Origin of the sequence: Comamonas sp. Tr-654, from assembly GCF_011752915.1 — a bacterium.
GTDB lineage: Bacteria > Pseudomonadota > Gammaproteobacteria > Burkholderiales > Burkholderiaceae_C > Comamonas.
This window is the reverse complement of sequence record NZ_VWWQ01000001.1, coordinates 790,835-813,402: the sequence shown is the minus strand read 5'-3', so window position 1 is coordinate 813,402 and position 22,568 is coordinate 790,835. Positions and strand designations below refer to the sequence as shown.

The following is a 22,568-nucleotide window of genomic DNA, read 5'->3' as shown; positions in this document are numbered from 1 at the left end:
CGCCGCAGCGGTGCGCGCTCCGGCTGCATGGGATAGGCGGCAGGAGCGTTTGGCCACGAGAGGCTGGAACGAGGTAAGCAACGGTAAACTGCAGCCTGCCGCGGATGACCCTGGCCGTGGCGTCCTGAGCAGCAATGGACTGTGCCCTCTGCTGCGCACCGCACTGTTGATTGAACGGAGAGCCATGCAGAAGGTATTGCTTTGATTGCCAAGACCAAGATTGCGGAGCGTCTGATCGAGTCCATCCTGACCGGAAGATTGCGGCCCGGGGTGAGGCTGGGCGAGCAGGACATTGCCGATTTGTTCCAGGTCAGCCGTACCTTGGTGCGCGAAGCGCTGATCCAGTTGCAGGCGCGTGGCTTTGTCGAGGTGCGTTCGCGTGTCGGGTGGTATGTGGCCGAGCCCTCGTTTGAGGAGGCCCAGGAGACCTATGCCGCGCGGCGCGTGGTGGAGTCGGGCATGTTGCGCGACGCAGGCAAGCCGCTGCAGGCTGCACTCGGGCGCCTGCGCCAACATATTGCGCAGGAGCAGGAGTCCATTGCTGCCGACGATGCCGCCCAGCGCAGCTCGCTGCTCGCGGACTTTCATATCTGCCTGGCCGAATGCCTGGGCAATCGTTTTTTGACATCAATGATCGTCGACCTGTCGGCGAGGTCGATGCTGGCTGCGGCTCTATATCACTCCAAGGCCGAAGCCAAGGTCTCCAATGACGATCATGCGGCCATCGTCGAGGCGCTGGTCGAAGGCGATAACGCCAAGGCCGAGCAGCTGATGATTGCGCATATCGATGCCCTGAAGTCGCGTCTGGACGAGGGACTGGCGGGCAATCGCCGAGAGCGGGACCGTCTGCGCTCCATCCTGATTGCGCAGCCGTAGCCCATCGCTTCAATGCCCGGGCTGCGCGGACCGGATGTGCGTTGAATACTCATCCCATCAATAGCGCTCGGCGGCCCGCGCCGGAAGTACAAGCCGTAGTGATGGTGCCAGAGTCTGCCGAGCAGGTGGTCTTGGTGCGCCTCAGGGATTAAAAAACATAGCGGCTGGCGCTTTATCCATAGGCGCCAGCCGCTATTTTCACGCATTTCATGATGAGGCAGGGCGTTGCCGCCCCGCCTTCAGGTGCAGGATCAGAACAGATCCATGGGCAATGCCATCACGCTGGCCGCACCGTTGATCACGGCATCGGCCTGGCCGGGCACGCGGGTCAGGATATGTTCGGCATAGAACTGTGCCGTGGCCAGCTTGGCCTGCATAAAGGCCGTGTCCTGGCCCTTGGCCAGCAGCTCCTGCGCAGCCAGCACCGAGCGGCCCAGCTGCCAGCCGGCGACCAGATTGCCGGTGAGCATCAGATAGGGGACGCTGCCTGCATAAGCCGCATTGGGGTCGGCCTTAGCCTGGGCCACGATGAAGTCCACCACCTGCACAAATGCCTGACGGGCCTGGGCCAGATTCCTGGCAACGGCCTTTGCCGTGTCGGTGCCGCTGGCATGGAGGGCGGCTTCGGTCTTTTCGATCTGGGCGGCAATCGCCTTGGCGGTCAGGCCGCCATCACGTGCGGTCTTGCGGCCGACCAGGTCATTGGCCTGGATGGCGGTCGTGCCCTCATAGATGGTCAGGATCTTGGCGTCGCGGTAGTACTGGGCCGCACCGGTTTCCTCGATAAAGCCCATGCCGCCATGCACCTGCACGCCCAGGCTTGTGACTTCCAGGCTCATCTCGGTGCTGTAGCCCTTGACCAGCGGCACCATGAATTCATAGAAGGTCTGGTTGGCCTGGCGCACGTCGGCGTCCGGGTGGTGGTGGGCGGCGTCGTAGGCGGCAGCGGCGGCGGTTGCCATGGCGCGGCAGCCCTCGTTGCTGGCACGCATGGTCATCAGCATGCGGCGCACATCGGGGTGGTGGATGATGGTGGCGCTGGCCTTGACCGAGCCGTCGACGGGGCGGCTTTGCACGCGCTCCTTGGCGTAGGCCACGGCGTGCTGGTAGGCCCGCTCGGCCACGGCCAGGCCCTGCAGGCCCACGGCATAGCGGGCGGCGTTCATCATGATGAACATGTATTCGAGACCGCGGTTTTCCTCGCCCACGAGGTAGCCGATGGCTCCCCCGTTGTCGCCAAATTGCAGCACGGCCGTGGGCGAGGCCTTGATGCCCATCTTGTGCTCGATGCTGACGCAGTGCACATCATTGCGCTTGCCCAAGGAGCCGTCCTGGTTCACGAGGAACTTGGGCACGACGAACAGGCTGATCCCCTTGACACCCTCAGGTGCACCGGCCACGCGGGCCAGCACCAGGTGGACGATGTTGTCCGCCATATCGTGCTCACCATAGGTGATGAAGATCTTGGTGCCGAAGACCTTGTAGCTGCCATCGCCCTGAGGCTCGGCCCTGGTGCGCACGAGGGCCAGGTCGGAGCCAGCCTGTGGTTCGGTCAGGTTCATGGTGCCGGTCCATTCGCCGGTGACCAGCTTTTCCAGATAGGTGGACTTGAGTGCATCGCTGCCTGCCGTGAGCAGTGCCTCGATGGCGCCGTCGGTGAGCAGAGGGCACAGCGCAAAGCTCAGGTTGGCGCTGTTGAGCATCTCGATGCAGGCTGCGCCAATGGTCTTGGGCAGGCCCTGGCCGCCGAAGTCGGCAGGATGCTGCAGGCCTTGCCAGCCGCCTTCGGCATATTGCTTGAAGGCATCGGCAAAGCCGGGAGTCGTCGTGACGACACCATCCTTGAAGGATGAGGGGTTGACATCGCCGGGAACATTCAGGGGCGCGACCACGCCTTCGCAAAGCTTGGCGCATTCTTCGAGAACGGCCTGCGCGGTCTCCAGCCCCGCATCTTCAAAGCCGGGAATCTGGGCGACTTGCTCGATTTGGGCCAGATGCTCCATGTCGAACAGCATGTCTTTGATGGGCGCTTTGTAGGTCATCGTCTCTGTTTCCTTGAATGCTGGCCCGGCTGGCTGCCAGACCTGGTTGTGCCTTGGATTGTTGGGGATGTTGCCTGCCACGGATGGCAGGGGCTTCCCTCGACTTCATGTACGGTGCCTGGCGAGCATGCCAGGTACCGGACATTGGTTTGACGTTTACGTAAACGGAATGATTCTAGGGGCTGTGACGGGCTTGCCGCAGTCGCAGACGCGCAATATGGTGGGCAACGCTTTCGGCAAGCTTTCAATAAAAGAGAAACTTTGAAGTTAACTTTTTTGCCTGATATTTACCCATGGTGTCGCGTAAAGACAAGAGGGCGGCGCTCTCGGGAAATGCCTTGCAGGCGAATTCCCATAAATTCAGTCCAGTCTGAATGGATGGATAGCGGAGATATGGTCTAAGCCATTGATTTGTATCGATTCTGTTCGAGGTGAGGGCGTGTGCCGCATCACCTTTCGATTGGTATCTGACTGGGAGTTTGTATGGCTAAAGTAATCCGTTATCACGAAGTTGGTGGCCCCGAGGTGTTGCGACAGGAAGAAATTGATGTGGGCCAACCCGGTCCGGGTCAGGTCCGCCTCAAGCAAGGCGCTGTGGCCTTGAACTTTGCCGATACCTATTTCCGCTCCGGTCTGTATCCCGCTCCTTTGCCTGCAGGCGTGGGCAGCGAGGCTTGCGGCACGATCACGGCCGTGGGCGACGGCGTGACGGATTTCAAGGTCGGCGACCGCGTGACCTATACCGGCGCGCTGAACACCATCGGCGCTTACGCCACGGAGCGCCTGATTTCTGCTGCCCCCCTGATCCGTCTGCCTGACAAGATCAGCTTTGAAACTGCAGCAGCCATCACCATGCGTGGACTGACGGCGGCTTACCTGATGCGCCGCATCTGGGACTTCAAGAAGGGCGACACCATCTTGCTGCATGCTGCAGCCGGTGGCGTGGGCCTGCTGGTGTCGCAGTGGGCAAAGCTGGAAGGCCTGAACGTGATCGGCACCGTCTCCAGCGATGCCAAGGCCGAAGTGGCCAAGGCCAACGGCTGCGTTCACACCATCAACTACAGCCATGAAGACGTGGCCAAGCGCGTGCGTGAGCTGACGGACGGCGTGGGTGTGAATGCCGTCTTCGACAGCGTGGGCAAGGACACTTTCGAGGGCTCGCTCAACAGCCTGAAGGTGCGTGGGCTGATGGTCTGTCTGGGTACGGCTTCGGGCTCCATTGCACCATTCAACCCGCAGATTCTGGCCGGCAAGGGCTCGCTCTTCCTGACCCGTCCCGCATCGGCGCATTACATCGCCGACCCGACGGAGCGTGCAGAGCTGGCCAACGAGCTGTTCGCCCATGTGGCCGAAGGCCGTATCAAGGTGGATATCAGCAAGCGCTATGCGCTGGAGGACGCCGTGCAGGCTCACCGCGACCTGGAAGCCCGCAAGATTGTGGGATCGGCCATCTTCACGCTCTGAGATACCGAAGCGAAGGCAGCACTTCGGTATGAAAAGGACTGAGCCATTCAGCCCTTTTTTTGCATCAATCCCGGTGATTGCCCAAAGAAGTAAATGACATGACTCAAAGCTCCGCTGCAACGACACTGCAGGTCGACTTTTCGCTGGACCTGATCTGCCCCTGGTGCTGGATCGGTCTGCGCAATCTGCTAGCCGCCCGTGAGATGCTGCTGGCCAGATATCCCGGCCAGCGGCTTGCAATCCATTGGCATGCAGACACTCTGCTGCCCCAGATCCCGGAGCATGGAGTGCCTTACCAGGCCTTCTACGAAGCCCGGCTGGGCGGCCCCAGAGCCGTGGAGGTGCGCCGTGCCCAGGTGCGTTCGGCGGCCCACGCGGCGGGCCTGCAGATCAATCATGCGCTGATTGAAACCTTCCCCAGCACGCGCCTGGTCTGTGCGTTGGTCAACTACGCCCAGACCCAGCTCGATGGCGAATCCATGATCCGCTTTGTGGAGTCCATCTTTGCCGCCTACTTTGTGCAGGGCCGCGATATCGGCTCGGCCATGGTGCTGCAGCAGCTGGCGCACTCGGCGGCACTGGACTGGAATCCTTCCCGCTTTGATGTGCTGCGCTACCAAAGCGAGGCCAGCCATACCGGCGGCGTGCCGCATATGGTGTTCAACCAGCGTCTGCAGGTGACGGGCGCTGTGGCGCCCGCAGAGCTGCTGCGCGCCATGGAGCATGCCCGTGTTGCCGACAGCATCTTCGCCTGATACCGCATTGCTGGCTGCCGGCGCCGTGCGGGATTTGCCGCCTGGCGGGCGCAAGCTGGTCTTCACGTCGGGTGGCCAGAGCATCTTGCTGCTGAATGTCGAAGGCGAGTTCTATGCTTTGGAGAACAGCTGCCCGCATGCAGGTGCCTCCATGGCCGGCGGCAATTGCGATGCCCATGTGCTGAGCTGCCCTGCGCATGGACTCAGGTTCGATATCCGCAGCGGCAGGTGCATGGCATCGTCGCTGATGACGATTCCTCTCTACGAAGTCCTGGTCAGGGAGGGACTGCTCTGGCTCAAACCTCCTGACAACTGCTGATAAACCATCGAGCGCTTATGTGCGATGAAAAGGCCCGCAGATTTTCTCTGCGGGCCTTTTTCTATGGTTTCAGGATGGATGCCCTTTAGCCAGCGACCGGCAACCAGTAACCAGTAACCAGTAACCAGCAACCAGCAACCAGCAACCAGCAACCAGCAACCAGCAGGTGCCGGTTGCCATGGATTGGGCTCAGAACGTGTGGCGAATGCCGATGTCAAAGCCCGAGGCATTGCCGCCAGCGACCGGGATCGGGCCTTGCAGCGCGCCCGTGGCCACCGGCAGGTTGATGCTGCCGCGGTTGTCCACATAGGCATAGGTGCCGTAGAGGGCAGTGCGTTTGGAGAGGTTGTGCACATAGCCTACGGCGTACTTGTTGGAGCTGCTGCCGCTGTTGTCGTTGCGGCTCAGACGCATGAAGCTCATGGGGATGTTGTCGTTGCCGACCTTCCAGATGGCACCCAGCTGCCAGTAGCGCACATGGTCGGCATTGTCCAGACCAGCCAGGCGGTTGCCGGTGCGGTGATCGGCAGCCAGAACCATGAGGCGGTGGCCCTCCCAGAGGTAGGAGGCGGCGGCATTGATCTGCCTGTAATCGTCGGCGGCGCGGTTCTTGGTGGTCGTGATGGCGACGGCAGCATCCCAGTTATCGCCTCCATAGCCCAGGCGTGCACCATAGACGCGGCCGTCCTGACGGTTGGGGCCGGCATCGTTTTCGCCGAATGCCGTCATCAGTTGATAGAACAGGCCCTTGCAGCTCGAGCTGGAGCAGCCGGGCGAGAGATAGCCTATGCTGTTCGACGCGCGAAATCCGGTCACCGTCGTGCCGTGCAGCACATGCAGGCTCATGCCCACGCCCAGGCGGAAAGGGTCGTAGTTGAACATGTTCCAGAAGGCAGGCACATAGTCGCGGCCCAGGCGCACCTCACCCCATTGCCTGCTCTGCAGATAGACCAGGGACTTGCGGTTGAAGCTCAGGCCGTTGCTGCTGCCTGCCCCTGAGGGCTGGTTGTTGGTGTTGGAGGCCTGGCCGGTACCGTTGTCGGTATTGAGGCCCGCTTCCAGATCGAAGCCGGCGGCCAGACCGCTGCCGAGATCTTCGCGGCCCCGAAAGCCCAGACGGCTGGCCTGATTGCCACTGGAGGTCAGCATCTGGCGCGAGCCCGCGCCCGCGCCTCGGTAGTTGGATACGGCCATATCCACGACGCCATAGACCTGCACCGACGATTGCGCCGAAGCCGCCAGCGGCGCCAGCGTGCATGCCAGAGCGCTCAGCGCATTGAAAGCCATTTTTCTTGTAGTCATTCATGTCTCCTTGAACTGTTGAAAAAAGATGCCTGAAGGCAAACCGACGAGAAACACAGCAGCGCAAGGCCGGACCCGGGCCTGAGGATGGGCTGAAGGCGCAGCCAAGTCCCGGCTCGAACCCCGCACAAGGGCTTGAGCCGGGTGCAGCCGCCCACGGTGCCAAGGGGCACCGGGCTGAGGACTGCTATCGGAAGGGGAGTGCAGCCGTGTCAGAGCCGCTGCACTGAGGACTGGCTCTCAGTTCTCGGGCTTGTAGCCTATGGACTTGAGCAGGGCGGCCTGCTTGCGGCTGGCTTCCTTGAGCTCGGCTGTCATGTCGGCTGTGCTCAGCGGCTGGCCGGGCTCCATGCCCAGCGCAGCGAGCTGTTTGAGAACGGCTTCCTTGTGGAAATGCGCCAGCGCCACATCCCGTAGCTTCTGCTGGATGGCTGCCGGGGCTTGCGGATGGGACCACACGGCAAACCAGCCGGATTTGGACAGCTGGGGGTAGCCCAGTTCCGTGAAGGTCGGCACCTCGGGCAAAGTCTGCAGGCGGTTCGGGTAGACGACTGCCAGCGCCTTGATCTTGCCGCTGCGAATCAGGGGCAGCGAAGTGGTGACGCCATCGAACATCACCGGGACATGGCCGCCCATGAGGTCCACCAGCGCAGGGGGCGAGCCCTTGTAGCCCACATGGCGCATATTGATCCTGGCCAACTGGCCCAGCAGCATGCCCGAGGTGTGGCCCTTCAGGCCCGTGGCGTAGGAGGCAAAGTCCACGCCGTCGCGTTGTTGCCTGGAGTAGCTGATGAATTCGGGCAGGGTCTGGAACGGCAGGTCCTTGTTGGCCACCATGACCAGGCCGGTGCGTGTGAGCTGGGCCAGCGGAGTCAGGTCCTTGAACGGGTCGAAACTGACTTTCTGGGCCAGGGGCGCCTCGCTCAGCGCTCCGTCCTGAATCACCAAAAAGGTGTAGCCGCTTTTGCCATGCGACTTGAGGTCCTGGATGCCGATGGCCCCCGAGGCACCGGGCTTGGACTCCACGATCACGGGCTGCTTGAACTCCTGCGTCATGCCCTCTGCCAGCAGACGGGCCAGGGTGTCGGCCGTGCCACCGGCAGGCCCGGTGACGATCAGGCGTATGGGCTTGGTCGGCCAGTCCGTGGTTTGGTCGGCCTGTGCGGGCAAGGCCAGGCCGGCGGCCACGGCCATGACGGCCAGGCCCAGTTTCCGGCACAGTGCGTTGGCTGTCGCGGCGCGAGAGTCTGCCGTGTCCACTGAATTGCGCGAGGCGGGTGTCGTTGCCTTCATTGCTTGTCTCCTTCAATGGGGAGGTCTGGCTCCCCATCTGCGCGCACCTTTTATATATTGTGGGCGGCTGCGCATTCATCGTGATGGTCGTCGGGCGGCTCAGGCCGTTGGCTCGGGCTGTCGGGCTTCGATCCGAGCCTGCAAATCCTCGATCAGCTGTTTTGCCTGAGGCCAGGGGCCGTGGCCCGAGGCCGGGTTCAGGTGGCCCTGGAGGCCCAGCTCCACCAGCTCGCTTCCCCAGTCGCGTGCAAAGCCGCGCGCGCGCTCCAGCTGGGTCAGTGGGTCGTTACTGCTGGCTGCCAGCAGTGTGGGAAACGGCAGGCGCTGGCGTGGGATGGGTGTCCAGCCGTGGGCTGCCAGCACATCCTTGGAGGGGTAGCCGGCAGGCATCTGGGTTTCCACATCGGCCGGGGCAGCAAGCAAGGCTCCGAGAATGGGGCGGGCTCGGCGCAGCGCCCAGTGCGCGACCATCATGCAGCCGGCGCTGTGCGCCACGATGATGACGGGGCCGTCGATGCTGTCCAGTGCACGGTCGATCGCATCCAGGCGGGCCTGGCAGCTGAGCTTGTCCTGCTCCAGCGGTGGCACGGTGACGCAGGGGATGGACAGCGCAGTCAGCTCCTTGGCCAGCAGCGTCTGCCAGTGCTCTTGCACATGGTCGCGCAGGCCGGGGATGATGAGAATCGTGTGGTTCAAGGTCATCTTCTGTCTCCTGGCTCAGTCCGTGGGGCCGCCGATGATGGCCGTGCGTTCCATCTTGCGGTGGCAGGGCTGGTAGTCCATCACTGCGTAGTGCTGGGTGGAGCGGTTGTCCCAGAAGGCTACGCTGTTCCTGCGCCATTTGAAGCGCACCTGGTACTCGGGAATCATGGCCTGGCTGGTCAGGTAATTGAGCAGTTGCGAGGAGCCGGGCGATTTGTCCAGGCCGAAGCGCACATTGGCGGGGGTGTTGTAGTTGGTGAAATGGGTGGTGAAGCTGCTGTTGACGAACAGAATCTTCTCGCCGGTTTCGGGGTGGATGCGCACCACGGGGTGCTCCGCGTCGGGGTATTGGGCCTTGAGTGCCAGGCGCTTTTCGATAGGCATGACGGCACCAAAGCTCGCTTCGATGCTGTGGCGGGCACGCAGGTGCTCGATCTTGACCTTGATTTCGGCTGGCAGGTTCTCATAGGCCATCACCATGTTCACCCACATGGTGTCGCCGCCCACGGGCGGGCACTCAACGCAGCGCAGCACGCAGCCCATGGGGGGCTGCTCGCGCCATGTCGCGTCGGTGTGCCAGGAGTTCTCATTGCGGTCAAGAGGGCTGTCGGGGGTCTTGTAGATCTGCACCAGGCCAGGGTGCTCGGGGTGGCTACCCACCACAGGGTGGTCTTCCAGTCCGCCAAACTTGCGCGCAAACGCCACATGCTCGGCGCGTGTGATCTCCTGGTCGCGGAAAAAAATCACGCGGTGCCTGAGCAGCGCCTGGCGGATCTCGGCCATCAGGCCTTCGTCCTCGGCGGCCGCACCCAGATGAACGTTGGAGAGCTCCGCACCGATGGAACAGGTCAGAGGATTGACTTTCAGAGAGCGGGTCAAGGAGCTGGAGCGGATAAGGGCGGGTGCTGCGCCAACCTCGTTTTTCATTGGGAAGTCTCCTTATAAAATCGATGTCGCCAGTGTGAAAACTCCCCTCGATCGGCGCTTGTCATTACATGACTGGTGCTTTGCAATTAGTGCCAAGTTAGTGAAACCCCATGGTCTCCCTCGTTCGCGCAGCTTGCTTGACCAATTACGTCGAAGTCGCCCAGGCTTCTGGGCTGAATGGCGCGCGCATGCTGCTCGATGCTGGTCTCAGCCCTGCGGTGCTCGACGAGCCGGATCTGATGATCCCGGTGGACAAGGTGGGACGTCTGCTGCAGGCATCGGCCACGCAGTCGGGCAATGAAAGCTTTGGTCTGTGCATGGCGCGCTCGCGCCTGCTGTCCAATATGGGGCCGGTGGGCCTGCTGATCCGCGATCAGGCCACGCTGCGCGATTCGCTGAACCTGCTGGTGCGTCATCTGGCGCTGCTCAACGGCGCCATGACGCTGGAGTTGGACGAGCAGGCCGACACGGTGCTGATCCGTGAGCTGTTGCTGGCCGGCCGTGCCCATGAGCCTACGCGCCAGCGCGTGGAGCTGGCGCTGGGCGTGATGGTGCGTGCCATCCGGCAGCTGATAGGTCGTGACTGGCAGCCTCGCATGGTGTGTTTTGAGCATGCCGCGCCCAAGGATCTGAGCATGCACCACCTGATGTTCGGCCAGCGCGTGGAGTTCAACCAGGAGTTCAACTGCATTGTGTGCGCCAAGGCCGATCTCGATACGCGCAACGAGTTCGCCGACCCCGCCATGGTGCGTTATGCGCAAAAGCTGCTGGAGTCCGTGGCGCCCGTGAGCGACGATGCAGTGCTGGACGATGTGCGCCGCACCATCTTGCTGCTCTTGCCCAGCGGCCGCTGCAGCATTGAGAAGGTCAGCGAGCACCTGGGTGTGGTGCCACGCACCATTCAGCGCCGGCTGACGGAAAAAGGTCAGAGCTTTTCCTCGCTGATGAACGATATCCGCAAGGAGCTGGCCGTGCGCTATGTGTTCGAGAGCAACCGCTCTCTGACCGAAGTGGCCGAGTTGCTGGGCTTTACGGCATCCAGCAGTTTTTCGCGCTGGTATCAGAGCCAGTTTGGCTGCAGTGCCAAGGACAGCCGCGCCAGGGCGCAACACGAAGGCCAGGGCGGCGCATAAAAAAGCGGGCCGCAAAGGCCCGCCAAACACACTACCAAGGTGCCGCCCTCGGGATGAGGACGGATACGCCAGCTTCCTTCAGTTGCCGGCGACTCTGAGCTTGCTCAGAATTTTGCGGTTCTGCTCCACCGTGCTCAGCATTTTTTGCTGCAGCTGCGGCATGGTGCTCGGTTGGGGCGCATCAAAGCCCTGGCTCCTGAGCTGCGCCTGGAATTTTGGGGATTGGGTCACCTTGTCCATTTCCTGGCGCACCTTCTGGACCAAGGATGGCGGCGTGCTGCTCAGCACGAACAGACCCACGCTGGCATCGGGCAGCACGAAGTCGGGCATGTTCTGTTCGGCAAAGCTGGGCACATCGGGCAGCAGGCGCGAGCGGCTGGATGAAACCACGCCCAGTGCCTTGATCTTGCCGGCCTTGATCAGCGGGGCGGCATTGGTCACCACCTCAAAGGTCAGCTGCACCTGATTGCCGATCAGGTCGACGATGGCCGGGGCCGAGCCCTTGTAAGGCACGGCGGTGATCTTGCCGCCGCTTTTCTCGCTCAGCAGCTCGCCTAGCATGTCGGAGCGGGTGCCGGGACTCAGGTTGGCGATATTGATCGGGCTGCTGCTCTTTCGCGCGTAGTCCAGCACTTCCTGAATCCTGTTGGGCGGGAAGCTGTTGTTGGTTACCAGCATGTGCACCATGGACGCCACATCCGAGACATAGGTGAAGGTCTTGTGCACATCGAACGGCGTCTTCACGGTGAGTGGAAAGTCGGTCCAGACGCTGGAGGGCGCAATCATCAGCGTGTGCCAGTCGGCAGGTGCATTCATCACGGCGCGCTCGGCAATCACGGCCGAGCCGCCGGGCTTGTTGTCCACCACCACGGGTTGGCCCAGATTGGTCTGCAGATGATCGGCCACCAGACGCGCCACGCCGTCGGTGATGCCGCCCGGAGGTGCGGGAACGACGATACGTATGGGCTTGCTGGGCCAGGCGGGAGCCGGGGTCTGGGCCTGCGCAGCCGTGCCCGCCAGCAGGCCGGTACAAAGCACGGCTGCGCAGCAGCGCAGGCTTTGAACCATGCTGCGCCTATGTTGCTTGCGTGATGGCGTGGCGGGTTCTGCGAAATTCACGGCGCTTGTCATGGAGGTCTCCTGTCGTTTTTCATGGGGTCTGGCATTCGTCAAGCTGCCGATCTCGCTCCTGGAAGAGTGCAGATACGGCGCTGAATCGGCTGGCATGTCCTTGCGTTGCATGCAGCAATTCATGATGGCTGGCGGCCAGTCGCCGGACTTGACGTTTCATGCCTGCGACTTCGCATTTGATGACTACAGTACCCAGCACTTACCCGATGCGGGCAATGCCCTACGCAGGCTGCGGCAGCTTGGGCCTGCGGCGCGCAAAGCCCTTCGCGCAGCTTTGCCGCCTGTCTCGCTTTCAGGCGTGGCTTGCCTTCCTTGTCGTGATTGAGAAAGCGCGTGTCCTGAAATGCAAAGTGGCATCCCGCACCGCGTTTGATACTGGCCTCACGCATCGGCAAGGCACTGAAATTCCCTGTTGCCGCTGGTCCAGACACTGATTTCCCGCACTCAAACCGGAGACGACAACCATGAACTTTCTTGACGGTCACCTGTATCCCGAAAACCAGCAGCCGCTGATCATCACGGCCGCTCCCTACGCACCGGGCTGGATTCCTTCGGACTTTCCCGAGGACATTCCCGTCACCATGGAAGAGCAGATTCAGAAGGCCGTGGACTGCTATGAGGCTGGCGCCACCGTGCTGCATCTGCATGTACGCGAAGACGACGGCAAGGGCAGCAAGCGCCTGTCCAAGTTTAATGAGCTGATCGCCGGCGTGCGCGAGCGGGTACCCGAGATGATCATCCAGGTCGGCGGCTCCATCAGCTTTGCGCCCGAAGGCCCGGATGGCCAGGCCAAGTGGCTCTCCGACGACACCCGCCACATGCTGGCCGAGCTGACTCCCGTGCCCGATCAGGTGACGGTGACCGTCAACACCACGCAGATGAACGTGACCGAGCATGCCGGCGAAGACGACTTTCGCGGTGTCTCGCGCGGCTTCCCGCATCTGCACAAGACCTACAAGGACATGATTGTTCCTTCGAACCCCAGCTTCGTCGAGGAACATATCCGCCGCTTGTCCGAAAAGGGTATCCAGAGCGCCTTCCAGGTCTACAACATCAATAGTTTCGAGACCATAGAGCGCATGATCCGTCGCGGCGTCTACAAGGGCCCGCTGGTCATGAACTGGGTCGCCATCAGCGGCGGCATGGACCAGGCCAATATCTACAACCTGGCCAATATGCTGCGCGCCGTGCCCGACAACGCCATCGTGACGGTGGAAAGCTCGGTGCTGAACGTGCTGCCCATCAACATGATCGGCATGGCCCTGGGCCTGCATGTGCGCTGCGGTATTGAAGACGTGCTGTGGAACCAGACCCGCACGGGCAAGATGAGCACCGTGGAGCAGATCAGGCAGCTGGTGCGTATTGCGGGCGAGTTCGGGCGCCCGATTGCCACGGCCCAGCAGGCCCGCGAGATCAAGCAGATCGGCGTGTTCTACGAAACTGCCGACGAAACCCTGGCCAGGAACGGCTTTGCGCCCAACCGCAAGGGCGCCAACCAGGGCTTTCTGCGCAAGCCCATGGACGCCGTGGCCTGAGTCTCAAAGCCCAGGTGGCTGGGATCGGCTCATCAGCCAAGGGCCAGCTGCTGTGCGTTTGTCACGCTTGCCTGGTGGATGCGTGGCCAGGCGCCAGCCCCCGCCGACTTCCTTGAGAAGTCGGCTTCTTTATTTTTCTGGATTCAAGCCCGCAGATAAAGGTCTTCGCCCTGCGCGTTGCGCTCCTGCAGGATTTCTCCGGCCGCCAGCAGCTCGTCCAGATGCTGGGAGATGCTGCGCTTCTCGGCCCCCAGCACCCAGGGCGCATCAAAGCCTTGCGGGTAGAGCAGGCGCTGCTCCACCATCTGCGAGAGCGTCAGGGGCCGTTGCGCCAGCCATTCGAAAATGCGTGCACCGCGCTCGTCAATGACAGCAGCAAAGCGCTTGAGGTCTCGTAGAAACGCCTCGCGCTCGGTGTAAATGCCTTTGTGGTGAGAAGTCACCCAGACCCGGGCATCGATCTCCGGCAGCCGCGCCAGGCTGCGGCGAAAGTCCGCCAGACAGGAGCAGGCGTCGCCGTAATAGGGCCCGAAGCCCGTCAGGTCGATATCGCCGATAAAGGCAACCCCCTCGGGCTCGATCAGCAGCACGCTGTGGCCCGTTGTATGGCCCGGCATATGAATGGCGCGAATCTGCGACTGGCCCAGCTCCCAGACGGCTCCATCTTCGTAGCCCTTGGCATCGGGTCTGGGGGCGTAGAAGAATTCGCTCTCGAGCTTGCTGCGCATGATGTCGACCTGCGCCGAATCGGCCCAGCCAAAGGTGGCAACCAGGCCCTCCCAGCTTTGCAAGGCCGCCAGATCGCCGGCGTGAGCAAAGACCTGTGCATCTGGTAGGCGGTGCAGGCCGGCCATATGGTCCTCATGCACATGACCCATCACCACCAGCTCGGCGGCATCGAACTCGGCCCCGATATGGTTGGCAACGATAGGCGTATCCAGCGCTGCCAGCGTATCGCTGCCGCGAACCATGATCTGGTTGCCGTCCGGATACTTGCCACCCTTGGCGCCGCGAAACACCGTCACGCGGCCGAACTGGTGGCGCTGTATGTCTGTCTGGGCTGTGTCGATGGGATGCGTCATGGTCTGAGTGGAGGAAAGTGAAGCCGGCTTCTGCGAAGATTAAGACCTTGGATGTATTTGCGCTGTCGCCACGGCGCGTGTGAAGGATGAGTCAGCGATGACACGACAAGACCCCGAAATTCAGGAAGCCCATCTGATTGAGCATCCCATCAAGAGCGAGCTGGTACACCAGGGCAGTTTTCTGCAGGTCAGGCTCGATACCGTGCGCCTGCCTCATGGCGGGCAGGCCACGCGCGAATATGTGGTGCACCCCGGCGCCGTAGTGGTGATCGGGCTGCTCGACGATGGCCGCGTGCTGCTGGAGCGGCAGTTTCGCTACCCCGTGGGCCAGGTCATGACGGAGTTTCCCGCAGGCAAGCTCGATGCGGGAGAGCTGCCACTGATCTGCGCCCAGCGCGAGTTGCTGGAGGAAACCGGCTACAGCGCGCGCGAATGGGCCTATGCAGGGCCCATGCATCTGGCGATCGGCTACTCCGACGAAGTCATTCACATCTTCTTCGCGCGCGGCCTGACTGCGGGCGAGCGCCAGCTCGATGCCGACGAGTTTCTGGATGTCTGCAGCATGACGGCTGCCGAGCTGCTGGATGGCGTGCGCACCGGCCAGGTCACGGATGCCAAGACCCTGAGCTGCTGCCTGTGGCTGCAGAACGTGCAAAGCGGTGCCTGGTCTCTGGACTGGAAGCCCGCCTGATTTTTTGATAGCTGCTTGCGCACATCAGCAATGGATTACAGATAGAAAAGTACCTGAAATCGATGCCAATCAGGCGCTAGATGCTTCTTTTTCGGGATTGCCTGATGCCCATCAGTGTTTGTCGTCGGGCGATGACAGAGGCTGCATGAGCTTCCTATAAACTGGCGCCATGCACCACGGCATGCAATCCAGACGGGACGCTTGCAGGCCGCCAAGGTGCCCAGGAGTGTTTCATGGAATCGTCAGAGCTTGAGGATGACAGCGTGTTCGAAAGTGCGGCCGAGCTGTTCAAGGCCATGGCCGCGCCCATGCGGCTGAAGATCATCAGCGCGCTGTGCAATGGAGAGAAAAACGTTTCCGAGCTGCTGGCTTCCATAGACACCACCCAGCCCAATATGTCGCAGCATCTGAACACGCTGTACCAGTCCGGCATTTTGGGCCGCAGGCGCGAAGGGGTCAGCATTTACTACTTCATCGCCAACGAGAAGGTCGTCCATATGTGCCGCACCATCTGCGTGCAGATTGCCATCGAACAGAACTGATGGCTTGAGCTCCCGGAGCAAAGGCGCAGCTGGCGCCTTTTTTTATGCCCGCTTCGGGCTCAGGGCTTGAGATAGACAAAGCCCTCCCTGGCCTGCAGGCGTGCCACTTCGGCCACGCCCGAGGGGACGACCGACGCTTCCATCAGCAGGCTGGAGGCTTCGAGCTTGCGTGTCTGCAGTGTGTTGTTGCAGACCTTGAACTCCACGCCGCGCCCCGCCAGCGCGCTGACCTGGCCGCTGAACTCGCGGCCCTTGTTGTCCTTGGCGTTGCTCAGCAGAAAGTCTATGCCGGGCCCGTGGGTGACCACCACGATCTTGTCGGTGGGCGAGGCATTGAGCTCGTTGGTGATATTGCCGAGTATGGCGGCCGCGGTCTCCACTCCGGTGTTGACGTGATAGACCACTTTCACATCCTGCGCGGCGGCAATTGCCGTGCACAGGGCAAAGCTCAGGGCAACAAGTTGGCGCTTCATCGAAGGTCTCCTGTGGTGTCTGTGGGCATCAGGGAAGATGCTGCTGGTTAAATATTGCCACTTGCTTATATTAATGATGACGCAAACATTCAAAAATAGGGCAAGCGCTAGTGGCGGCTTCGATGTCGCCGGTCGCTGCCTACCCCAAGGGAGACACCGCGATGACAAGCTGGGCAGGGGCTGCGCTGAGGAGCTTTGTTTGGGCAGTGATCGCAGCGACAGGGGCGGCGGCTGCGCATGATGCAGCTCATGAGGAGGCTCCCGTGCTGAACGGTCCCGTGGCGGGCACTCCCGTGGCGGCCAGCGCACCCGTCATGGCGCTGCAGCAGGTGGCGCCCAATGTGTTTTTCGTGCAAGGCGTATCGGCGCTGGGCAGTGCAGCCAATCGCAACTTCATCTCCAATGCGGGCTTTGTCATCACCGCAGACAGCGTGGTCGTGATCGATGCGCTGGGCTCGCCTGCACTGGCTGAGGAGCTGGTGCAGAAAATCCGCACGCTGACGCCCAAGCCCATCAGCCATGTGCTGCTGACCCACTATCACGCCGACCATATCTATGGCCTGCAGGTGTTCGAGGCACTGGGCGCAAAAATCGTGGCCCATGCCCAGGCGCGTGAATACATCAACTCCGAGACCGCGCATCTGCGGCTTGAGGCTTCGCGCAAGGATCTGGCACCCTGGGTCAACCAGGGCACGCGCCTGGTACCGGCGAGTCAATGGGTGTCGGGCGACAGCTCCACGCTCAGAGTCGGGGGCGTGGACTTTGTGCTGCAGCACATGGGTCCTTCGCATACGCCGGAGGATACGGCCATCTTCCTGCCACAAAGCGGCGTGCTCTTCATCGGCGATGTGGTGTTTCGCAACCGCATTCCCTATGTGGGCCAGGCCGACAGCCGGCACTGGATTGCCGCGCTGGACGAGTTGCTTAAGCTGCCCGTCAAGGTCATGGTGCCAGGCCACGGCCCGGCCTCCGAGCAACCGCGCCAGGACATGCAGCTGACGCGTGACTATCTGCACTATCTGCGCGAGGCCATGGGCAAGGCCGCAGCCAATCTCGACCCGTTTGACGAGGCCTATCAGGCGACGGACTGGTCCAGGTTTTCGGCCTACCCGCTGTTCAAGGAAGCCAATCGCATGAATGCCTACAACACCTTTTTGCTGATGGAGCAGGAAAAGCCGTGACGGCCATGGCCCGCTTCTTTCATGCTCGCAGAAGACTGTGCTTGCAGTTGCTGCTGGCGGGCGCGGCACCGGCGTGGGCGGCGCTCGATGCTTCGGAGCGTCTGCTGCCCACCAGCCAGAGTCTGCGGCATGACCTGGCCTTGGCGCTGGCTGGCAAGCAGCCGCTGGTGGTGATGGCAAGCCTGCATGGCTGCCCGTTCTGCAAGCTGGTGCGCGAGCACCATCTGCTGCCGCTGCAGCGCTCCGGGGCATTGGTGACCCAGATTCATTTTTTGTCGCGTGAAGCTTTGCATGACTGGAATGGCGCGGCGACCACGCATGGCGACATGGTCAGGCAACTGGGCATCGATGTCGCGCCGACCGTGCTCTTCTATGGAGCCGCTCACAAGGAGGTGGCCGAGCGCTTGAGCGGCAGCTTCATCCCCGACTTCTATGGCGCTTATCTGGAGCAGCGCATGCTGACGGCCCGCGCGGCGGTGCAGGAGCGTTGAGCCTCGTTGTTCCTGTTCGGGAATAACGAGGGTTAGCGCGGGATTTCAAATTCGGCATCCTGGCCGATACTTTAAATAACAACATGCTTATATATAAATATAAGGAGACCCAAGCGATGAAGACTGCATCCTGGCTGAGTGGCTTGACGGTGTTGCTGGGGCTGGCTGTTCCTGCGCTGGCGCAGGCGGATCAGGCGCTGGCGCAGAAGAACGCCTGCATGGCCTGCCATGCGGCGCAGCAGAAACTGGTAGGTCCGGCGTTTCAGGACGTGGCCAGCAAATATGCGGCCCAGGCCGATGCACAGGCCTATCTGGTCAAGAGCATCAAGGCCGGTGGCTCCGGCAAGTGGGGGCCGGTGCCCATGCCTGCCCAGCCCGCACTCAGCGATGCCGACACCCAGACACTGGCGGCCTGGATTCTCAAGGGTGCCAGATGACGCAGGCGTCTCACGCTTTCCCGGTAAGCACCACCAGCGATCAAAGAGAGAGCTTATGCAAAGCCAGTTGACGGGCAAGGTGTGCAAGGCACCCGAGAATTTCGTGAGCTCAGGCGATGTCGGCACCGTGTTTGCCGAGGCCAGGGCCGGCCGGCGTGACTTCATTCGCGGGGCTTTCGCGGCCGCAGCGGCTGGCGCTGCAACTGTCCATGCGCAGGGCCGGCGGGCCGTGAGCGGCGATGGAGACCCGAATATTCTGGAGCTGCCCGCGCACAGCAAGGGCCTGGGCCAGCCGGTGGTCACCGACGGCTACGGCAAGCCTTCCCGGTACGAGGCCAATGTGCAGCGCCGCCAGAGCCCGGGGCTGACCCAGACCAAGCAGGCTTCGGTATCGTTTGCGCCGCTGCAGTCGCTGTTCGGCATCGTCACGCCCAGTGGTCTGCATTTCGAGCGTCATCACCAGGGCTGGTGGGATATCGACCCCTCCAAGCACAGGCTGATGATCAACGGTCTGGTGAAGCACTCCAAGGTCTTCACCATGGACGAGATCATGCGTCTGCCTTCGGTGTCGCGTTTTCACTTCATCGAATGTGGCGCCAACACCGGCATGGAGTGGGGCAATGTGGCTGTGCCCACGGTGCAGTACACGCACGGCATGCTGTCGTGCAGCGAGTTCACCGGCGTGCCCTTGATCACCTTGCTGGAGATGGCCGGTGCCGATCTGAAAAAAGGCCGTTTCATACTGGCCGAGGGGGCGGACGGCTCGTCGATGACGCGCACCATTCCCGTGGAGCTGATTACTTCGGGCGAGGTGCTGGTCGCCTACGGCCAGAACGGCGAGATGCTGCGGCCCGAGCAGGGTTATCCGCTGCGCCTGGTGGTGCCGGGCGTACAGGGCGTGAGCTGGGTGAAATACCTGCGCCGCATCGAAGTGGGCGACATGCCTTACGCGGCCAAGGACGAGGCCATCCACTATGTGGACCTGATGCCCGACGGGCAGCACCGCCAGTACTCCAGCATCCAGGAATGCAAGAGCGTGGTCACCACGCCATCCGGCGGGCAGATGCTGCTGGACAAGGGCTTCTACAACATCACGGGCCTGGCCTGGTCGGGGCGTGGCAAGGTCAGGCGCGTGGATGTGAGTGTGGACGGCGGTCGCAACTGGCGCACGGCCCGGCTTGAAGGGCCGGTGATGGACAAGTGCCTGACGCGCTTTCATCTGGACTGGGTCTGGAATGGCGAGGAATGCATCATTCAGAGCCGCGCCATGGATGAAACCGGCTATGTGCAGCCCAGCAACCAGCAACTGCGTGCCACACGCGGAACGCGCTCCATCTATCACAACAACTCGATCCAGTCCTGGGCGGTACGAGCCAACGGGGAGGTCGCCAATGTTCAGCTTGCGTAAACCGCTGGTGCTGCTGGCGCTGCTGGCCATGGGCTTGGCTGCCGGGCCTGCTGCGGCGCAGGGCAAGTCTGACGAAGACCGCTATCCCGGCGTGGGCCGCAATGCCACGGGCAAGGAGGTTCTGGCCTGGGATATCGATGTGCGCCCGGATTTCAAGGGGCTGCCCCCGGGCTCGGGGTCCGTGCAAAAAGGCATGGATGTGTGGGAGGCGAAGTGCGCGTCCTGCCATGGGGTGTTCGGCGAATCCAACGAGGTGTTCAGCCCGCTGGTCGGCGGCACCACGGCCGAGGACATCAGGACCGGCCATGTGGCGCGGCTCAAGGACCCCGCCTTTCCGGGGCGCACGACCCTGATGAAGGTGGCCACGGTCTCCACGCTGTGGGATTACATCAATCGCGCCATGCCCTGGAATGCGCCCAAGTCGCTGTCCACCGAAGAGGTGTATGCCGTCACCGCCTATCTGCTCAACCTTGGTGGCGTGGTGCCCGATAACTTCACGCTCAGCGACAGCAATATCGCCGAGGTACAGCAGAAGCTGCCCAACCGCAACGGCATGACGACCCGGCATGCGCTGTGGCCTGGCAAAGAGTTCGGCAAAGGTGCCAGGCCCGATGTGCAGGCCACTGCCTGCATGAGCAACTGCGGCCCCGCGCCCACGCTGCGCTCGGCCTTGCCTGAGCATGCCGGCAACAACCACGGCAATCTGGCTCAGCAGAACCGGCTGGTTGGTGCCCAGCGCGGCATAACCACCGATGGCGGCGCCAGCAAGGCCGCGCCGCCCGCAGCCAACGGGAAATCGGGCGGTGTGGCACCGACGGCCTTGCTGGAAAAGAACGCCTGCATGGCCTGCCATGGCATGACGCAAAAACTCGTCGGCCCGGCCTTCAGTGACATTGCCAGCAAACACGGCGGCCAGCCGGACTATCTGGCAGGCAAGGTCAAGGCTGGAGGCTCGGGTGTCTGGGGATCAACACCCATGCCGCCTCAGCCCAATCTCAGCGATGCTGATGCCAGGGTGATTGCCCAGTGGCTGGCTGCCGGGGCCAAGCCCTGAGCCCGCTTGTGTGATGTGAATGAAAAGGAGACAACGATGAAACGTAGAGACGCCCTCAGGAACAGCGCGGCCGTGCTCGGCATGTTGATGGCCGCCGGCCTGCTGCCGCAGGCTGCGCAGGCGGCCTATAACAAGACCGCCTTCGATGCCAAGACCGTGGCCGATGTGCTCAAGGCCATGGGCGCTGCTGCACCTGCCGAGAGCAAGGACGTGACGCTGACGGCGCCCGACATCGCCGAAAACGGTGCCGTCGTGCCCCTGGGAGCCGCGACCACCTTGCCCAATGTGAAGCAGATGCTGGTGCTGGTGGAAAAGAACCCCAATACGCTGGTGGCGGCCTTCACCGTCAACGAGGCGCTGGAAGCCAACTTCCTGACCCGCGCCAAGCTGGGCCAGTCCTCGGATGTGTATGCCGTGGCCATCACCAACGATGGCAAGGCCTTCTACGCCAAGAAGGAAGTCAAGGTCACCCTCGGTGGCTGCGGCGGTTGATGGCAACCAATCATCTGAAACAGGAGAAGAACATGGCTGATCCGATGCGTATTCGTGCCCAGGCTGCAGGTGACAAGACTACCGTGCGCGTGCTGATGTCCCATGAGATGGAGACCGGCCAGCGCAAGGATGCGGAAGGCAAAACCGTGCCCGCATGGTTTATTCAGGAGGTGACGGCGGCGCACAACGGCAAGCAGGTGCTGCAGGCCGAATGGGGGCCTGCGGTTTCCAAGAACCCGTTTCTGCAGTTCGTGGTCAAGGGGGCCAAGGCGGGCGACAAGATCTCGGTGAGCTGGAAGGACAACAAGGGCGAGACCCGCACCGATGAAGCGACCGTGAGCTGAGCACGGCGCAGACAGCGGCTGGCCGGCGGCCAGCCTTCACCCTGGACCAGAATCAATCAAAAAACAGAGAGGTGCCCCATGAGACATTCCTCCCCGGGCCAGGCGGCTGCTGCCGTGCTGGCCTTGTGCATGGCTGCGCCGGTGCTGGCGCAAAAGTCCACGGCCGATGGCATTGCCGAGTACCGCGAGATGCTGCAGGACGGCAACCCTGCGGAGCTGTTTGAGATGAAGGGCGAGGAGCTGTGGAAGCAAAGGCGCGGCCCCCGCAAGGCGTCCATGGAGCAGTGCGATCTGGGCAAAGGGCCGGGCGTGGTCAAGGGCGCATTTGTTGAGCTGCCGCGCTATTTTGCCGACACGGGCAAGGTGCAGGATCTGGAGTCGCGCCTGCTGACCTGCATGGACAGGCTGCAGGGGCTGGACGCCCAGAAGATTGCGGCAACACCGTTCGGCAAGGACGAGCAGAAGAACATTGAAGGGCTGGTGGCCTGGATTTCGTCGCAGTCCAAAGGCATGAAGTTCAACCTGCCTCAGAGCCATGCGCAGGAAAGACAGATGTATGAGGCGGGCAAGCGCCTGTTCTATATGCGCGGCGGCCCGCATGACTTTGCCTGTGCCTCCTGCCATGGTGCGGACGGCAAGCGTATCCGCATGCAGGATCTGCCCAATCTGACCAGGAACCCAGGCGCTGCGGAAGGCTTTGGCGCCTGGCCCGCCTATCGCGTCTCGTCGGGCGAGCTGTGGAGCATGCAGCGCCGCCTCAACGACTGCTTCCGTCAGCAGCGCTTTCCCTATCCCGGTTATGCCAGTGACGTGACGGTGGCGCTGGAAGTGTTCATGGGCGTCAACGGCAAGGGCGGGGCATCGACCGCACCGGCCATCAAGCGATAAGGAGGC

The 22,568-nt window shown here is 62.3% G+C and carries 24 protein-coding genes; 16 read left to right on the top strand and 8 right to left on the bottom strand.

Annotation, left to right across the window (positions count from 1 at the left end; genetic code table 11):
- Positions 1-201: 201 nt before the first annotated feature.
- A complete protein-coding gene (locus tag F3J24_RS03640; RefSeq protein ID WP_205244589.1) occupies positions 202-876 on the top strand; it encodes a GntR family transcriptional regulator in 675 nt (224 codons plus the stop codon).
- Positions 877-1,127: 251 nt separating this feature from the next.
- Here F3J24_RS03640 and F3J24_RS03635 read toward each other — a convergent pair whose 3' ends face one another.
- Positions 1,128-2,918, bottom strand: coding sequence for an acyl-CoA dehydrogenase (locus tag F3J24_RS03635; protein WP_167002777.1), 1,791 nt, complete (start codon positions 2,916-2,918; stop codon positions 1,128-1,130).
- 483 nt (positions 2,919-3,401) lie between these two features.
- Here F3J24_RS03635 and F3J24_RS03630 point away from each other — a divergent pair, with 483 nt between their 5' ends.
- From F3J24_RS03630 to F3J24_RS03620, 3 genes are all read left to right on the top strand, one after another.
- On the top strand, positions 3,402-4,382 hold the full coding sequence (locus F3J24_RS03630; protein ID WP_167002775.1) for a quinone oxidoreductase: 981 nt from the start codon (positions 3,402-3,404) through the stop codon (positions 4,380-4,382).
- 98 nt (positions 4,383-4,480) lie between these two features.
- Positions 4,481-5,137 carry a DsbA family protein gene (locus tag F3J24_RS03625; protein ID WP_167002773.1) on the top strand — a complete coding sequence of 219 codons (657 nt, stop codon included), beginning with the start codon at positions 4,481-4,483 and terminating at the stop codon, positions 5,135-5,137.
- Positions 5,106-5,456 carry a Rieske (2Fe-2S) protein gene (locus F3J24_RS03620; RefSeq protein WP_167002771.1) on the top strand — a complete coding sequence of 117 codons (351 nt, stop codon included), beginning with the start codon at positions 5,106-5,108 and terminating at the stop codon, positions 5,454-5,456. Before F3J24_RS03625 ends, F3J24_RS03620 begins: the two co-directional genes overlap by 32 nt.
- A gap of 189 nt (positions 5,457-5,645) precedes the next feature.
- On the opposite strand, the gene F3J24_RS03615 is transcribed toward F3J24_RS03620, so the two are convergent.
- The 4 genes from F3J24_RS03615 to F3J24_RS03600 form a co-directional block, all read right to left on the bottom strand.
- On the bottom strand, positions 5,646-6,758 hold the full coding sequence (locus F3J24_RS03615) for a porin (RefSeq protein WP_240154231.1): 1,113 nt from the start codon (positions 6,756-6,758) through the stop codon (positions 5,646-5,648).
- 240 nt (positions 6,759-6,998) lie between these two features.
- On the bottom strand, positions 6,999-8,051 hold the full coding sequence (locus F3J24_RS03610) for a tripartite tricarboxylate transporter substrate binding protein (protein ID WP_167002769.1): 1,053 nt from the start codon (positions 8,049-8,051) through the stop codon (positions 6,999-7,001).
- Between the two features lie 99 nt (positions 8,052-8,150).
- On the bottom strand, positions 8,151-8,753 hold the full coding sequence (locus F3J24_RS03605; RefSeq protein WP_167002767.1) for an alpha/beta hydrolase: 603 nt from the start codon (positions 8,751-8,753) through the stop codon (positions 8,151-8,153).
- A gap of 15 nt (positions 8,754-8,768) precedes the next feature.
- Entirely contained in the window at positions 8,769-9,680 is a 912-nt protein-coding gene (locus F3J24_RS03600; RefSeq protein ID WP_167002765.1) for a TauD/TfdA family dioxygenase, read from the bottom strand.
- Between the two features lie 110 nt (positions 9,681-9,790).
- Between F3J24_RS03600 and F3J24_RS03595 the strand changes: the two genes are divergently transcribed.
- Positions 9,791-10,813 carry an AraC family transcriptional regulator gene (locus F3J24_RS03595; RefSeq protein ID WP_167002763.1) on the top strand — a complete coding sequence of 341 codons (1,023 nt, stop codon included), beginning with the start codon at positions 9,791-9,793 and terminating at the stop codon, positions 10,811-10,813.
- A gap of 78 nt (positions 10,814-10,891) precedes the next feature.
- On the opposite strand, the gene F3J24_RS03590 is transcribed toward F3J24_RS03595, so the two are convergent.
- Positions 10,892-11,944 (bottom strand): tripartite tricarboxylate transporter substrate binding protein, encoded by a 1,053-nt coding sequence (locus F3J24_RS03590; protein ID WP_240154230.1) that lies wholly within the window; start codon positions 11,942-11,944, stop codon positions 10,892-10,894.
- A 464-nt stretch (positions 11,945-12,408) separates the two neighbouring features.
- Between F3J24_RS03590 and F3J24_RS03585 the strand changes: the two genes are divergently transcribed.
- On the top strand, positions 12,409-13,479 hold the full coding sequence (locus F3J24_RS03585; protein ID WP_167002761.1) for a 3-keto-5-aminohexanoate cleavage protein: 1,071 nt from the start codon (positions 12,409-12,411) through the stop codon (positions 13,477-13,479).
- A 143-nt stretch (positions 13,480-13,622) separates the two neighbouring features.
- Here F3J24_RS03585 and F3J24_RS03580 read toward each other — a convergent pair whose 3' ends face one another.
- Entirely contained in the window at positions 13,623-14,561 is a 939-nt protein-coding gene (locus tag F3J24_RS03580) for an MBL fold metallo-hydrolase (protein WP_167002759.1), read from the bottom strand.
- Positions 14,562-14,658: 97 nt separating this feature from the next.
- Between F3J24_RS03580 and F3J24_RS03575 the strand changes: the two genes are divergently transcribed.
- Positions 14,659-15,252, top strand: coding sequence for an NUDIX domain-containing protein (locus F3J24_RS03575; RefSeq protein ID WP_167002757.1), 594 nt, complete (start codon positions 14,659-14,661; stop codon positions 15,250-15,252).
- Between the two features lie 233 nt (positions 15,253-15,485).
- Positions 15,486-15,794: a metalloregulator ArsR/SmtB family transcription factor gene (locus F3J24_RS03570; protein ID WP_003053925.1), complete on the top strand. Its 309-nt coding sequence runs from the start codon at positions 15,486-15,488 to the stop codon at positions 15,792-15,794.
- 59 nt (positions 15,795-15,853) lie between these two features.
- Here the strand turns inward: F3J24_RS03570 and F3J24_RS03565 are convergent, their stop codons facing one another.
- Positions 15,854-16,267, bottom strand: a complete 414-nt coding sequence (locus F3J24_RS03565; protein ID WP_167002755.1) for a DsrE family protein — start codon at positions 16,265-16,267, stop codon at positions 15,854-15,856.
- A 161-nt stretch (positions 16,268-16,428) separates the two neighbouring features.
- On the opposite strand from F3J24_RS03565, the gene F3J24_RS03560 reads away from it, so the two are divergent.
- From F3J24_RS03560 to soxA, 8 genes are all read left to right on the top strand, one after another.
- A complete protein-coding gene (locus tag F3J24_RS03560) occupies positions 16,429-17,448 on the top strand; it encodes an MBL fold metallo-hydrolase (RefSeq protein ID WP_167002753.1) in 1,020 nt (339 codons plus the stop codon).
- A gap of 5 nt (positions 17,449-17,453) precedes the next feature.
- On the top strand, positions 17,454-17,939 hold the full coding sequence (locus F3J24_RS03555; protein WP_167003453.1) for a hypothetical protein: 486 nt from the start codon (positions 17,454-17,456) through the stop codon (positions 17,937-17,939).
- Between the two features lie 116 nt (positions 17,940-18,055).
- Positions 18,056-18,376: a c-type cytochrome gene (locus F3J24_RS03550; RefSeq protein WP_167002751.1), complete on the top strand. Its 321-nt coding sequence runs from the start codon at positions 18,056-18,058 to the stop codon at positions 18,374-18,376.
- A 55-nt stretch (positions 18,377-18,431) separates the two neighbouring features.
- On the top strand, positions 18,432-19,784 hold the full coding sequence (soxC, locus tag F3J24_RS03545) for a sulfite dehydrogenase (RefSeq protein ID WP_167002749.1): 1,353 nt from the start codon (positions 18,432-18,434) through the stop codon (positions 19,782-19,784).
- A complete protein-coding gene (locus F3J24_RS03540) occupies positions 19,768-20,838 on the top strand; it encodes a c-type cytochrome (protein ID WP_167002747.1) in 1,071 nt (356 codons plus the stop codon). The genes soxC and F3J24_RS03540 overlap by 17 nt, the downstream gene beginning before the upstream one ends.
- 36 nt (positions 20,839-20,874) lie before the next feature.
- The gene (gene soxY / locus F3J24_RS03535; RefSeq protein WP_167002745.1) at positions 20,875-21,330 is read left to right on the top strand and encodes a thiosulfate oxidation carrier protein SoxY; all 456 of its coding nucleotides are present in this window, start codon (positions 20,875-20,877) and stop codon (positions 21,328-21,330) included.
- Between the two features lie 32 nt (positions 21,331-21,362).
- A complete protein-coding gene (soxZ, locus tag F3J24_RS03530) occupies positions 21,363-21,674 on the top strand; it encodes a thiosulfate oxidation carrier complex protein SoxZ (RefSeq protein ID WP_003053938.1) in 312 nt (103 codons plus the stop codon).
- Positions 21,675-21,752: 78 nt separating this feature from the next.
- Positions 21,753-22,562: a sulfur oxidation c-type cytochrome SoxA gene (soxA, locus tag F3J24_RS03525; RefSeq protein WP_167002743.1), complete on the top strand. Its 810-nt coding sequence runs from the start codon at positions 21,753-21,755 to the stop codon at positions 22,560-22,562.
- Positions 22,563-22,568 lie beyond the last annotated feature (6 nt).

What these genes read in the sequence shown, in the direction of transcription:
- F3J24_RS03560 (WP_167002753.1), top strand. Translation starts at nt 16,429, where the DNA reads ATGACAAGCTGGGCAGGGGCTGCGCTGAGGAGCTTTGTTTGGGCAGTG.
- F3J24_RS03580 (WP_167002759.1), bottom strand. Translation starts at nt 14,561, where the DNA reads ATGACGCATCCCATCGACACAGCCCAGACAGACATACAGCGCCACCAG.
- F3J24_RS03615 (WP_240154231.1), bottom strand. Translation starts at nt 6,758, where the DNA reads ATGACTACAAGAAAAATGGCTTTCAATGCGCTGAGCGCTCTGGCATGC.
- F3J24_RS03635 (WP_167002777.1), bottom strand. Translation starts at nt 2,918, where the DNA reads ATGACCTACAAAGCGCCCATCAAAGACATGCTGTTCGACATGGAGCAT.
- F3J24_RS03555 (WP_167003453.1), top strand. Translation starts at nt 17,454, where the DNA reads ATGGCCCGCTTCTTTCATGCTCGCAGAAGACTGTGCTTGCAGTTGCTG.
- F3J24_RS03620 (WP_167002771.1), top strand. Translation starts at nt 5,106, where the DNA reads ATGCCCGTGTTGCCGACAGCATCTTCGCCTGATACCGCATTGCTGGCT.
- F3J24_RS03630 (WP_167002775.1), top strand. Translation starts at nt 3,402, where the DNA reads ATGGCTAAAGTAATCCGTTATCACGAAGTTGGTGGCCCCGAGGTGTTG.
- F3J24_RS03605 (WP_167002767.1), bottom strand. Translation starts at nt 8,753, where the DNA reads ATGACCTTGAACCACACGATTCTCATCATCCCCGGCCTGCGCGACCAT.
- soxY (WP_167002745.1), top strand. Translation starts at nt 20,875, where the DNA reads ATGAAACGTAGAGACGCCCTCAGGAACAGCGCGGCCGTGCTCGGCATG.
- F3J24_RS03565 (WP_167002755.1), bottom strand. Translation starts at nt 16,267, where the DNA reads ATGAAGCGCCAACTTGTTGCCCTGAGCTTTGCCCTGTGCACGGCAATT.
- F3J24_RS03610 (WP_167002769.1), bottom strand. Translation starts at nt 8,051, where the DNA reads ATGAAGGCAACGACACCCGCCTCGCGCAATTCAGTGGACACGGCAGAC.
- F3J24_RS03595 (WP_167002763.1), top strand. Translation starts at nt 9,791, where the DNA reads ATGGTCTCCCTCGTTCGCGCAGCTTGCTTGACCAATTACGTCGAAGTC.
- soxZ (WP_003053938.1), top strand. Translation starts at nt 21,363, where the DNA reads ATGGCTGATCCGATGCGTATTCGTGCCCAGGCTGCAGGTGACAAGACT.
- soxC (WP_167002749.1), top strand. Translation starts at nt 18,432, where the DNA reads ATGCAAAGCCAGTTGACGGGCAAGGTGTGCAAGGCACCCGAGAATTTC.
- F3J24_RS03585 (WP_167002761.1), top strand. Translation starts at nt 12,409, where the DNA reads ATGAACTTTCTTGACGGTCACCTGTATCCCGAAAACCAGCAGCCGCTG.
- F3J24_RS03590 (WP_240154230.1), bottom strand. Translation starts at nt 11,944, where the DNA reads ATGACAAGCGCCGTGAATTTCGCAGAACCCGCCACGCCATCACGCAAG.
- F3J24_RS03540 (WP_167002747.1), top strand. Translation starts at nt 19,768, where the DNA reads ATGTTCAGCTTGCGTAAACCGCTGGTGCTGCTGGCGCTGCTGGCCATG.
- F3J24_RS03575 (WP_167002757.1), top strand. Translation starts at nt 14,659, where the DNA reads ATGACACGACAAGACCCCGAAATTCAGGAAGCCCATCTGATTGAGCAT.
- soxA (WP_167002743.1), top strand. Translation starts at nt 21,753, where the DNA reads ATGAGACATTCCTCCCCGGGCCAGGCGGCTGCTGCCGTGCTGGCCTTG.
- F3J24_RS03600 (WP_167002765.1), bottom strand. Translation starts at nt 9,680, where the DNA reads ATGAAAAACGAGGTTGGCGCAGCACCCGCCCTTATCCGCTCCAGCTCC.
- F3J24_RS03570 (WP_003053925.1), top strand. Translation starts at nt 15,486, where the DNA reads ATGGAATCGTCAGAGCTTGAGGATGACAGCGTGTTCGAAAGTGCGGCC.
- F3J24_RS03550 (WP_167002751.1), top strand. Translation starts at nt 18,056, where the DNA reads ATGAAGACTGCATCCTGGCTGAGTGGCTTGACGGTGTTGCTGGGGCTG.
- F3J24_RS03625 (WP_167002773.1), top strand. Translation starts at nt 4,481, where the DNA reads ATGACTCAAAGCTCCGCTGCAACGACACTGCAGGTCGACTTTTCGCTG.